Source organism: Candidatus Pantoea communis (genome assembly GCF_011752685.1).
GTDB lineage: Bacteria > Pseudomonadota > Gammaproteobacteria > Enterobacterales > Enterobacteriaceae > Pantoea > Pantoea communis.
In genome coordinates this window covers 69,146-80,980 of sequence record NZ_VWXC01000020.1, presented here as the reverse complement: position 1 = coordinate 80,980, position 11,835 = coordinate 69,146, and the positions used below count along the sequence as shown (strand labels likewise).

Here is an 11,835-nt window from a genome sequence, read left to right as displayed (position 1 = left end):
AGCATGAATATTCCACTGACTACGGCGCTGGCCCTCAGCGCCGCGCTGCTCTGCGCGTCCGCGCAGGCGGCAGAGCAGACCGTGATTTCCGGCAGCGACATGACGTACATGAAACAGCAGCAGCGCGAGCTTGAACTGTTCAAAAGCCAGCTGCAGGGCACGAACATTACCCTGCCCGACGCGCAGCAGGCGCGGGTGGCGCAGATGCAGAATGAGATTGCCGCCGCGCAGGCAGACCAGAACAGCGCGAGCCGCCCGGCGCCGCGCGCGGTGTACTTCGTGAGCCTGGGCATTCCGGAAGAGGGGCTGCTGCCGATGCTCGCGGATGCGCGCCGTTTCGGCATTCCGGCCACGCTGCGCGGCCTGCTGAACAATGACTTCCGCCAGACCGCGGAAAAGATGTTTGAGCTGTCCAAAAAGGACAAGCAGGCGGGCGTGCAGATTGACCCCACCCTGTACCAGCAGTACGGCATTAAGGCCGTGCCCGCGCTGGTCGTCACCTGCGGCGGGAAGTTTGACGTACTTTACGGCAGCCTGCCGGTGCAGCAGGCGCTGGAAGAGGTGAAGCAGCGCGGTGACTGCGCCGGAACGGCCGCGCAGATGCTGCAGGGCACGGAGGAAGCGCGATGAAGTGGCTTATCCCATTCCTGGCGCTCCTCGTGGCGCAGCATGCTCACGCCGATGCGGCCAGCGATGCTTACAGCGCCGGGGCGAGCCTTGCGGGCAGCAGCAAGGGGCAGGGAACGGCGGCGGCGAAAAATACCGATCCGTCATCCGTTATCCCGGGCTATACGTCGAGCCCCTCGCAGAGCGGCTACTACGGCGGCGTGCAGGGTGGTGACGGCGGCATCAGCGACAAGGGCCAGACCGAACTCAGTCAGAACGAGGCCGGGCAGGCCATCACCGACTCGTCCACGAAGAATCCGGCGGTAACCATTGACCCGAACGCCGACTTTATTCAGAACGGTAAAAACGCCGAGGCGAACAGCAGCACCATCGTGGACGGCACCAACACGCAGTGCACCACTAAAGTGGTGTCAAAGTCGGTGTTTGAGAACTACAGCTGCGACCGCGACGTGGCGCAGGTGCAGACGTGTGCGCGTACCGGCAGCGTTATCGTGACCGGTTCCAGCCATACCGAGACCCGAACGCTTAGCCTCACCCTGACGGACGCCTCCCGCATAGGCAGTGAAGACCGGCTGCAGGTCAGTTTCACCTTCCCTGAGACGGCCACGCTTCTCAGCGGCAGCACGCAGCTGGTTTATACGCCTGCACCGTCCTACAGCACGGGTTTTAATTACGCTGTGGACATGCTGAATAACAGCGTGGGTCTGCAATACGGATCGGGTGCCGTATCCCTGAACGTTACGGGGCTGACGGTTAACGCCGGGCAGACTTACACGGCCGTTATCACCCCGCAGGGGCAGTCAGGCAGCAACCATTCAAAACCCACCACGACGCTGGTTGGTTATCTGCGGGATGGCACGACCGTTTTTCATCTGGATGTCACCTATCAGGTCATCGTATCGGATAAACAGGCCGCCACCACCTGGACGGAAAGCTGTGGCTTTGATAAGTCTTCAGCGACGGCGACCGCCGGGAGCGTATGCACAGATCCGGGCGGAACCCGCTCCATGACGTCTGACGGGCAGACTTATTCCCAGACGCAGAGCTGCTGGCAGTATTCGGACGCTTACATCGTGCCGGTGAGTTCAGCCGGCAACTGCAGCACCCTGATGGCTAACAAAAACTGCACCGTCGCAGCCCGCAACTGCACGCAGGCGGAAGGCAGCACCTGCCTGCACGAGCAGGATACGTACCAGTGTCAGACCACCTACAGCTCGCAGGGCCTGCTGTGCGGCGGAGACTATATCTGCCAGTCCGGCAGCTGTGATGAAACGAACGGGGCGGGCGACAGCGGCTTTGATACCGCGGTGGCCAAACTCGCCGGGCTGGCCTCGGCGGGCGACGACGTGAAGGCCGACCAGGTGAACGTTAAGGCGTTTACCGGACAGGCCCTCTACTGCCGTAAGGCGATGGCCGGATTCTCCAACTGCTGCGTTGACACCGGCTGGGGTAACAGCGCGGGGCTCGCCAACTGCAACAGCGACGAGATGGCCATCGGCAAAGCTAAAGCGAAGAAAGTCACGGTGCTGGTCGGTGAAGCCTGCAACCGCGCGGTGCTCGGGGTGTGCGTGCAGAAAAAGCAGGCCTACTGCGTGTTCGGCGGCAAGCTCGCCCGCATCATCCAGGAGCAGGGCCGACGCGACCAGCTGCACGTGAGCTTTGGCAGCGGTGACTCGCCCAACTGCCGGGGCATTACGGTGCCCGAGCTGCAGGCCATCAACTTTGACCTGATTAACTTCCAGGACTTTTACAGCGACCTCGTGGCCAACCAGAAAATCCCTGACTCCGCCACCATGGTGAAGCAGGCGAAAGATCGCATCGCCGCGCAGGTTAACGCCCAGACGGGAGGAAAATAATGAAGCAGACGCTGCTGGCCTGCCTGCTGATGGCGGCCACCTGTCAGGCGGTGGCGGACGACGCGCCGCCCGCCGACGCCGTGGTGACGCCGGCCGACCCGTTCACCGGCTGGCACTGGTACAACGAACCGAAGAAAAAGCCGGACCCGCCCGCGCCGAAGCCGCAGCCCTCGCCGCGGGTGCCGGACTTCAGCCGGCTGTCGCCCTCGGAGCAGGCTGACGTGCTGAAAGGCTACACGAAGGAGGCGCTGAACAACGCCATCCTGCACCCGTCAGCGGAGAACACGGCCACCTTCCTGCGCTGGCAGAAGTTCTGGACCGACCGGGCCTCGATGTTCAGCCAGTCGTTCGCGGTGGCGCAGCTTGACCACCCGGACCTCGATTACAACCTCGAGCACCCGCACTACAACAGCACCGCGCCGCTGCAGCAGGCCCGTGACCAGGAGGAGCAGACGCAGGCCATCAGCGAACTCGCCGGACAGTACGGTCTGTTCTACTTCTACCGGGGCGGGGACCCGATAGACGCGCAGATGGCGGGGGTGGTGGCGGACTTTGCCCGCCTGCGCCACGTCTCGCTGATACCGGTGAGCGTGGACGGCACGGTGTCGCCGCAGGTGCCTGAGAGTCGTCAGGACGGCGGGCAGAGCGCGCGCATGGGCATCACCCACTTCCCGGCGCTGTTCCTGGTTGACCCGAAGTCAAAAAGCTTCCGCCCGCTCGCCTACGGCTTTATGACGCAGGACGATCTGGCAAAGCGCTTTCTCAACGTGGCCACCGGCTTTAAACCTAACTTCTGAGGACTGAGTGATGCTGACGTTTTCACCCGTCTGGCACGGGCGGCTGCGCGCTGCCCGGGGCCTGCCGAACCTGCTGCTGCAGACGCTGGTTATCCACCCGGCGCTGCTGTTCTTTCTGCTGTTTTTACTGATGTCACACAATGCGGGCAGCGCCGGCAGGATGCTTCTTAACGCCGCTGAAAATCTGGTGCGTAACGCGCCGCCGGGGCAGGTGTGGGACTGCGCTTCGCAGACCCCGTCCGCGACTACACTTCCTCAGGGTGCGCCTGCGCCCTGCATTAAGTCACCGCTCAGCGCAGAGGCGTGGGCGGCGCGGACTGACGGCACGCTGCTGTCACTGTATGAGTGTGGCGTGCTGCTTTCTCTCACCGTAAGCCTGGCGACGTGGGCGCTGCGTCGCCGTGCACAAGGATAAACGTAATGAACAGACTCCCCCTTATTGTCACGCTGTTTATGGCGGGCATCATCCTCAACTGCGTGCGCCAGCTGCTGGCTTACTCCGTGAGCCTGACCTATGACGTGCTGATCGTCGTGTCGGTGGCGTGTTTTGCCCTGATGGCGCTGGGCATTGTCACGGAATTCATGGCGCACCGCCGCGCGCGCCGCGGGCCCGGAGGTCATCATGAGGCTTAAGGTCTTGCTGGCGGCTGCGGTGCTGCTGCCAGTGCTGGCACAGGCCTCCGTGGCCGATGACATCGCGGCGCTGGAGCAGGCAAAGGGGCTGCAGGGCGCGCAGCTGCCCGACTTCGGCCTGCCCGGTGCCGCACCGGTGCGCACCGCCCCTGCCAGGCCGCCGAACCTGATGACGCTGACCGACGGCCGGCGCGTGAACCTCAACGACTATGCGGTGGTGGTGTTTATGCAGCGCGGCTGCCAGTACAGTGCGAAGTTCGATCCGAAGCTCAGAGCATGGGCGGATGAAGCGGGCGTGAAGGTGTATCCGTACACGCTGGACGGCTACGGCGACACGTCCTTCCCGGTGGCGCTCATTCCGCGCAAGGCCGGGCCGAACGAGCCTATCGCCGGCGAAATTCTGACGTTCTTCGGCAACGGGCTGCCCATCGCCACGCCGACCACCTTTATGGTTAACGTTAACACCAACATGGCCTACCCGCTCTATCAGGGCGATACGGACATGAGCACCCTCAGCCAGCGCCTCGCACAGATGATCGAGGCGGACATTGATCACCTGCCGCCCGATACGCTGGGGCCGGTACCGAGCAGCGCCTCGCTGACCCCGCAGTAAAGCACGCGGCCCTGCCGCATACGGAAAAAATCATGACGGAACACCCTTTATCGCTCTCGCGAACCGAGACGGCGCTTCTGCTCGTCTGCGCCTCAATGCTGGCGGCGGCCGGGATTTACGCCTGGCTTGCCTGCGACCTGACGGGCCTGCCTGCAGGCATCGCTTACGGCACCGATGCGCTGCTGCTGAGCGGGCTGCAGCTTTATCCGCTGCTGTTTCTGTTTGCCCTGGCCGGCGGCTTTGGCTGCGGCGCGCTGGTCAGCATCACGCTGCGCCGGCACGGATTTATGGATGAACGCGGCCCTTACCACCCCGGCAACACGCACCCCCACTGAGACGGACTGAAATGGAAAACAACATGCATCCCCCTGTTTTCACACTGACCACGGAAAAAATGCTTCAGCTGAGCGTGGAAGAACACGCAAGCGTGCTGGCCAGACTCTGGCGCAAGCGGAAAGGGCACGTTTACGTGCAGGGCGAGACCGGCGCCGGCAAGACGACCGTTGCACGCTGTGTGGCCACACAGCTTAAGGCTGATTTTTTCAGCTATGAGTTGCTGTCGCCGGAGGCGTTTAAAGCGGAGCAGGCAGACATCATCGCGCGGCTGGCCGCCAGCAGAAAGAAGGTCCTCATCCTCGATGGCTTTTTTCCGCAGCATGCCAGCCACGCGTTCAGCACGCTGCTCCGCGAACTCCGGGAGCAGGGCGTCAGCCTGTTTATCTTCTCACAGGAATCCCTTGTTCCGGGCAGTCCGCAACGGCATGACGATCTGACCGTTTCCCCGGATGCCTTCACGGCGATCGCTGAGTTTCGTTACGCCAGCCGCGAACGCCATGTCGTGACGTTGCATCAGGCGAAATAACCGCAGGCTGTTTATCTCATTCAGCGCGGGCAGCTCAACCTCTGCCCGCTACGGAGTTCTGACACATGAAACTCAGGCAGTTCCTTCTGGCCGCCGCCACGGCGATGGCCATCAGCAGCCCGGCGCTGGCCGACGTGCAGGGCGACCTTAACGGCTACTTTGGCAGCCTCGGCTTTGACGGCAACGTTTCGAAAGCGCAGGCGTGGCAGGGGCAGGCCGCGGGGTACATCACCGGCGGTTCGGTTTACCTGCGCAACCCCGTCAAGCAGGTGCAGCTTATCTCGATGCAGGTCCCCTCGCTGAACGCCGGCTGCGGCGGCATCGACGCCTACCTCGGGGCGTTTTCCTTTATCAACGGCGCCGAGCTGCAGCGGTTCGTCAAACAGATTATGAGCAACGCCGCCGGCTATGCCTTCGACCTTGCCCTTCAGACCATGGTACCGGAGCTCAAGCAGGCCAAAGACTTCCTGCAGAAGCTCGCCTCGGACGTGAACTCCATGAACATGAGCTCCTGTCAGGCGGCACAGGGCATTATCGGCGGCCTCTGGCCGGTATCGCAGGTGTCCAACCAGAAAATCTGCCAGGACATCGCCGGCGAGAGCAACATCTTTTCTGACTGGGCGGCCTCCCGTCAGGGCTGCACGGTGGGCGGGCAGGGTGACAGTGTCACCAGTAAGGCTTCCGATGCGCAAAAGGACCAGGTGCTGAAGAACAAAAACCTCATCTGGGACGCGCTGGGCCGCAACCACCTGTTTGACGGCAACCGGCAGCTGAAGGAGCTGGTGATGAGCGTGGTGGGCTCCATCATCTTCAACAAGGACGGGCAGGTCACCATCCTGACCCCGCTGGTCGATAACCGCGACATCATCAACGTCCTGATGCGCGGCGGTACCGCAAAAATATACAGCTGCGACGAGCAGGACCTGTGCCTCGGGCCCATGCCCGCAGACGTCACGGTCAGCAGCGACGTGGCGCTGGTCACCCAGGTGCGCAACATCATGATTTCCATCGACAGCAAGCTCAGCGCCGACACCGGCCTGTCAGACAGGGAAAAGGGCTTTATCAACACCACCTCGGTGCCGGTGCTCAAGTACCTGACCAACTCACGCAGCATGGGCATGAGCCCGACCTACCTGATTCAGGTCGCAGACTTCATCGCGCAGGACATGATGATCCAGTACCTGCAGGAGCTGGTGAAGCAGGCGAGTCAGTCGCTGGCGGGTAAAAACTTCCCGGAGCAGGCCGCCGGCGAGCTGCGCAACAACGTGCAGGCCGCGACCTCCCTGCTGGCGCAGATGAAGCTGCAGTCGACCGCCGACCAGAACGCGCTGGACGGCATCGATCGCAACATGCAGTACCTGCAACAGCAGGTGTCGACCATTATCTCAACATCCTATCAGGGCAACTATCAGTGGGGTACCGGCAATGACTGAGGTCTGGACCATTTACGGCGGTGACATGTGGCGGCAGGTGTGCAACGGCGTCGTTACCGTCATCGGCAGCGATACGTATGACACGCTGAAGCGTATCGTCGGGCTGTTTGGCGTACTGGGCGTGATGTTCAGCTTTATCAAATCGCGCAACCCGATGGTATTTTTGCAGTGGCTGGCCATCTTCTTCGTGATAACGTCGGTACTGCTTGTGCCCAAGCGCAGCGTGCAGATAGTTGACGTCACGGACCCGGCGGCGGTGTACGAGGTGGACAACGTGCCGGCAGGGCTTGCCTTTATTGCCGGGCTGTCCACATCCACGGAGTTCGGGGTGGCGCGCCTCTATGAGTACAGCTTCTCGCGACCGGACTCACTGACCTACACGAAGTCCGGCATGCTGTTCGGCTCACAGATCGTGGCGCAGACCACGGACTTCCGCTCGCAGAACCCGCAGCTGTCGCAGATGCTGACCGACTACGTCGAGAACTGCGTGGTGGGCGACATCCTGCTTAACAACAAGTATACCGTGTCGCAGCTGCTCAACAGCACCGATCCGCTGACGCTGATTACCGACAATCCGAGCCCGCTGCGCGGCCTGTATCAGGACACCGGCAGCGGTCGTCAGTTTATCACCTGCCAGCAGGCAGCGGCGGTGATCAAAAATCTCATCGGGGCGGACGTGCGCATCGGCGGTACGACGTGGCACGCGCTGGCCACGCGCGTCTTCGGCAACCGCGTGAGCGGGGATACCCTGCTCGGCAACGCGATGGACGAGAGTTACAACTTCTTTTACGCGGGCGGGCTCAGCGCCTCGCAGATCATGCGCAACAACATCACCAACGCGGCCATCCGAGACGGGTGGAAAGGCTTTGCGGCCCGGTCGTCCGATACCGCCAACCTGCTGAACCTCGCGACCGAGTCGAGCCTGACCAAGCAGCGCATCAGCTGGGGCGCGGGCGGGGTGATTGCCGCACGCACGCTGCCGATGTTCCAGTCCCTGATGATGCTGGTCCTGATTGCGCTGTTCCCGCTGGTGATTGCGCTGGCGCTGGTGAATCACGATATCTTCGGGCTGAAAACGCTGAAGCTGTACGCGGGCGGGTTCATTTACTTCACGATGTGGCCGGTGATGTTCGCCATCCTTAACTCGCTGGCCAACTTCTATCTGCAGACCAAAACCGGGGCGACGCCGCTGGTGCTGGCCAATCAGGACCAGGTAGCGCTGCAGCACTCGGACGCGGCCAACATCGCGGGCTATCTGAGTATGTCCATTCCGGTGCTGGCGTTCTTCCTGACCAAGGGTGCGGCGTCGGTGGCTTCGCAGGCCGTGGGCAGCGTGATGAGTTCGGCGGCGTTTGCCACCGGCGGGCAGGCTTCAACAACCGCCGACGGCAACTGGTCGTTCAACAACATGTCGATGGATAACGTTAACGCCAACAAGTTTGACACCAACATGACCCGCCGATCGGGTGCACAGAGCATCCAGACCGGCAATAATGCCATGATGACGCAGACGGCGGACGGCCACACGGTAGTGGATACCAGCCAGGCGATATCCAACCTGCCGGTGAGCATGCGGCTGAGCTCGCTTGCCAGCAGCGGATTCTCCGAGCAGGCGCGTCAGGCGCAGCAGCAGGCGCAGAGTTCGCTCGATGGCTATAACCACAGCGTGACCAGCGGCTTCCAGCAGATGAACCAGCTGACGCAGCAGAGCGGCAACAGCGACAGCGTGACGCAGGGCAGCGACAGCAGCGTGGCAACGAGCGTGAGCCGTGGCGTCAGCAAAATGCAGTCTGCGGTGGAAAGCTATGCGAAGTCGCACAACGTTTCTGAACAGCAGGCGTATAACCAGCTGATGGATATCACCAGTCAGGGCAGCGCGGGTACAGGCGTTAAGGGTTACGTTAAATTTGACTCCGGCGATCAACTGGCAGGTAAGCTTGGCAAATGGGCCACGGGACTCAGCGCTGGAGGTGAGGGAAACATCAGTGCCGATCTTCGCCATACAACTGGTAGCTCGCACGGCACGCAGGACAATCACGCAGAGGGCCGTGACAACCGTCATGACCAGAGCAGCCAGGAGGCGCGCGACTTCCGTCAGGGCATGGATATGGTGACGTCGACCCGCCTGAGCGAGTCCGGCAGCCACACCGACAATCAGTCTAACTCGCAGGCTCAGCAGTTTGCAGCGACGCTCAACGATGCGAAAAGCCAGTACCATCAGTACACCGAAAGCAGCACGCGCAGCCAGGAGTTCAGCCGCATGGCCACGCTGTCGCAGACGCAGAGTGCGAGCCTGGACGCCAACTACAACCAGGAGTTTGTGGACTGGACCACGGCGAAGTATGGCAGCGACGCGCAGAACATCCTGACCAACGTGCGCAGCGCGCAGGGTGCAGCCACCGAGTTTATGCACGAGCGGCTTGAGCCGGAAATTATGCGCAACTACGGTGCGCGTACAGACCAGGTGAACAGCCAGCCTCTGCAGCCGACCCGTTCCCTGGACGCGCCGGGCACACTTCAGAGCGGTAACAGCCCGATGCCGGGCGGTTCACTCGGGGCAGGTTCCGGCGTTCCGGCAGGTGAATACACCGGTAATGTCAGCAACGGCAGCGTACGTGAGCAGCGTCAGGAAAGCTCTTCAGGTGCTCCGGGCCTGGTCAGTCATAGCATTCCGTCAGGCAGTCGTATAGCAGAAGGAGGCGAGTCACAGGGGCCAGTCAGTGGAGGGGCCATACTTACGGTGGCGAATTCAACCGGGCAACCGGAGACAGATAGATCAGCCAGAGTAAGCGCTTCGGAGGCAAACATTCCACGTAATGAGCGTAATCTCACCGTTCCGGCAGATGCGCCTTCACAGGCTATGAGCGATGATTTCCGGAGTGGTTCAGTACGCGTGGGTGAGAAGGCGTCGGGTGCTGGCATTGAAACTAATGTGGCCAACAAGGTTGCAGCACAAAGATCTGGCCTGATGGAAACTGTCAGGGAAAACGACGGTAAAATCGCTGAAAATAAAACCACTGTTCAGGCATCCAGTGATATACTCAGACATGAGAATGATTTAGCTAAAGGGAGTTTCAAAGCTGGTCATGATAAAGAGCTAAATGAACAAGGTCAGAAACCCAGAGATAATCTGGGGGAAGATTTTGACAGAAAAATAAAAGAGCTTAGGCGGCGTGCCGGGTAAGTAAGGAGGATGCTAGCGATGATGTATGAAGATATTAAGAAAGATGCAGATTTTTTATTTGGAAAATTTGCATCTGGGGAGAATTTAGTTCCTTCTGCATTCGATGCAATTAAACTGAGTGCCATTTTTCCTTTGTCGTGTTTGTCCCTTTATGCATTGTCGCTCGCGCACATCATTTTTAGCTTTGTTCCTCCAGATGATGTGTGGGTCAATCCTATCATTCATTATCAGGGTCTTACACTAGCATTTGGCGGATTTACTTTACTTCTGTCAATTGCAATTATGGCTATGATGTACACTCCTTTCATGCTTTTAACCTCCTTGCCAATACAAGTGAGAATGCAGTCGATACTGGTGCAGAAGTTAAGTAGGACCTATAAAAACACATGTAAAGTAATGATCGTGGCCAATGGTTTATTTGCTGTTTCATCAGCTCTGCTCCCGCAATTATTTTATGCCGCGCCATTTTTTCTTTTAATTAGTTACTTAATTATGCAGGCCATTATCAGCTCAGAGTTAACTCGCTACGGTATCGCCGGCGCGATTAGTAAATTCGCTAAACTCGTTAAAAAAATTTAAGTTCTCGCGGCTCCCGCCGATACCCCTTCCGGCACTCTGACGGAAGGGTTTCTCTCAAAATCCCTGATTAAAACAGCGTGCCCCGGGGCGCGCCTGTCCCGTTTTTTCTTTCAAACAAGGATATGTCCATGAAATACCGCCATGCCTTCGTGGCAGCGATTGCTGCCGCCTCTCTGATGCTTTCCGGCTGTGGTGCCATGAGCACCGCCATCAAAAAACGCAACCTTGACGTCAAAACCCAGATGAGCCAGACCGTCTGGCTGGAGCCGTCCAGTCAGAAAACCGTATACCTGCAGGTGCGCAACACTTCCGACAAGGACATGAGCGACCTGGAGCCGCTGCTGGCGCAGGACCTGCGCGCCAAGGGCTACACTGTGACGGCTAATCCGGATGCCGCTTACTACTGGATTCAGGCGAATGTTTTAAAGGCCGAGAAGATGGATTTACGCCAGGCGCAGGGATTCCTGTCGACCGGCTATGAGGGTGCTGCTACTGGCGCCGCGCTGGGCGCCGGCATCACCGCCTACAACAGCTCTTCAGGCGGCGCTATTCTCGGCGTAGGTCTGGCAGCCGGACTGGCCGGTATGGCAGCGGATGCGATGGTGGAGGACGTTAACTTTACGATGGTGACCGATCTGCAGATTTCCGAACGCAGCAAGGCCACCGTGACCACGGATAACGTCGCGGCGCTGCGTCAGGGCACCTCGGGTGTGAAAGTACAGACCAGCAGCGAAGCGGGCGACCGCATGAAGTACCAGACCCGCGTGGTCTCCAACGCTAACAAGGTCAACCTGAAGTTTGAAGAGGCGAAGCCGGTGCTGGAAGCGCAGCTGGCGAAATCCGTTGCCGGCATCATGTAACCGACCGGGTAATGCCAGGAGGCCTTATGCGCAGAGATATCGTCCGGCTGGCAGCCTCGCTGCCCGGGGCCCTGAACATCATGCTCGCGGGCGCCGTATTTACCGTGCTGCTTGTGGACGTCACCGACAGCTGGCTGCCGGGACACTTTGTGGACGGGCTCAGGCATTTTGACGCCGCGCCGCGGGCGGCCAGTTCCGGTGATTTCTGCCGGTTTATCCTCGCAGGGGTGTTCCTGTACGTGCTGAGTATGAGCGCGTGCGGGGTAGCCATTGCCGCTGCGCTGATTGCCGCTATCAGACGCGTATGGCAGCTTGCAGAACGCTGAATTCCCTGGTATTACTTATTCACCGGCCTTAAAACCGGCGGCAGGCGCCTTAAGGGGAAATAACA

The 11,835-nt window shown here is 60.2% G+C and carries 13 protein-coding genes; all 13 read left to right on the top strand.

The features are described from left to right. Window positions 1-3: 3 nt before the first annotated feature. The 13 genes from trbC to F3J37_RS21900 all read left to right on the top strand — a co-directional run bounded on the left by trbC (window position 4) and on the right by F3J37_RS21900 (window position 11,770). Window positions 4-630 carry a type-F conjugative transfer system pilin assembly protein TrbC gene (gene trbC / locus F3J37_RS21960; protein WP_166935798.1) on the top strand — a complete coding sequence of 209 codons (627 nt, stop codon included), beginning with the start codon at window positions 4-6 and terminating at the stop codon, window positions 628-630. Then, entirely contained in the window at window positions 627-2,483 is a 1,857-nt protein-coding gene (gene traN / locus F3J37_RS21955) for a type-F conjugative transfer system mating-pair stabilization protein TraN (RefSeq protein ID WP_166935796.1), read from the top strand. The genes trbC and traN overlap by 4 nt, the downstream gene beginning before the upstream one ends. After that, window positions 2,483-3,280, top strand: coding sequence for a type-F conjugative transfer system pilin assembly protein TraF (traF, locus tag F3J37_RS21950; protein WP_034822879.1), 798 nt, complete (start codon window positions 2,483-2,485; stop codon window positions 3,278-3,280). Before traN ends, traF begins: the two co-directional genes overlap by 1 nt. A 10-nt stretch (window positions 3,281-3,290) precedes the next feature. Further along, on the top strand, window positions 3,291-3,695 hold the full coding sequence (locus tag F3J37_RS21945; protein ID WP_166935794.1) for a hypothetical protein: 405 nt from the start codon (window positions 3,291-3,293) through the stop codon (window positions 3,693-3,695). Window positions 3,696-3,700: 5 nt separating this feature from the next. After that, the gene (locus tag F3J37_RS21940) at window positions 3,701-3,913 is read left to right on the top strand and encodes a hypothetical protein (protein ID WP_166935792.1); all 213 of its coding nucleotides are present in this window, start codon (window positions 3,701-3,703) and stop codon (window positions 3,911-3,913) included. Then, window positions 3,903-4,526: an F-type conjugal transfer protein TrbB gene (gene trbB / locus F3J37_RS21935; RefSeq protein WP_166935790.1), complete on the top strand. Its 624-nt coding sequence runs from the start codon at window positions 3,903-3,905 to the stop codon at window positions 4,524-4,526. Before F3J37_RS21940 ends, trbB begins: the two co-directional genes overlap by 11 nt. A 32-nt stretch (window positions 4,527-4,558) precedes the next feature. Next, window positions 4,559-4,861 carry a hypothetical protein gene (locus F3J37_RS21930; RefSeq protein ID WP_166935788.1) on the top strand — a complete coding sequence of 101 codons (303 nt, stop codon included), beginning with the start codon at window positions 4,559-4,561 and terminating at the stop codon, window positions 4,859-4,861. Between the two features lie 11 nt (window positions 4,862-4,872). Then, window positions 4,873-5,388: an ATP-binding protein gene (locus F3J37_RS21925; protein WP_166935786.1), complete on the top strand. Its 516-nt coding sequence runs from the start codon at window positions 4,873-4,875 to the stop codon at window positions 5,386-5,388. Between the two features lie 65 nt (window positions 5,389-5,453). Then, entirely contained in the window at window positions 5,454-6,821 is a 1,368-nt protein-coding gene (gene traH / locus F3J37_RS21920; RefSeq protein ID WP_166935784.1) for a conjugal transfer pilus assembly protein TraH, read from the top strand. Beyond that, window positions 6,814-10,005 (top strand): conjugal transfer mating-pair stabilization protein TraG, encoded by a 3,192-nt coding sequence (gene traG / locus F3J37_RS21915; protein WP_166935782.1) that lies wholly within the window; start codon window positions 6,814-6,816, stop codon window positions 10,003-10,005. Before traH ends, traG begins: the two co-directional genes overlap by 8 nt. 18 nt (window positions 10,006-10,023) lie before the next feature. Continuing rightward, window positions 10,024-10,584 carry a hypothetical protein gene (locus F3J37_RS21910; protein ID WP_166935780.1) on the top strand — a complete coding sequence of 187 codons (561 nt, stop codon included), beginning with the start codon at window positions 10,024-10,026 and terminating at the stop codon, window positions 10,582-10,584. A gap of 128 nt (window positions 10,585-10,712) precedes the next feature. Continuing rightward, a complete protein-coding gene (gene traT / locus F3J37_RS21905; protein ID WP_100701704.1) occupies window positions 10,713-11,444 on the top strand; it encodes a complement resistance protein TraT in 732 nt (243 codons plus the stop codon). Window positions 11,445-11,470: 26 nt separating this feature from the next. Further along, entirely contained in the window at window positions 11,471-11,770 is a 300-nt protein-coding gene (locus F3J37_RS21900) for a hypothetical protein (protein WP_166935778.1), read from the top strand. Window positions 11,771-11,835 lie beyond the last annotated feature (65 nt).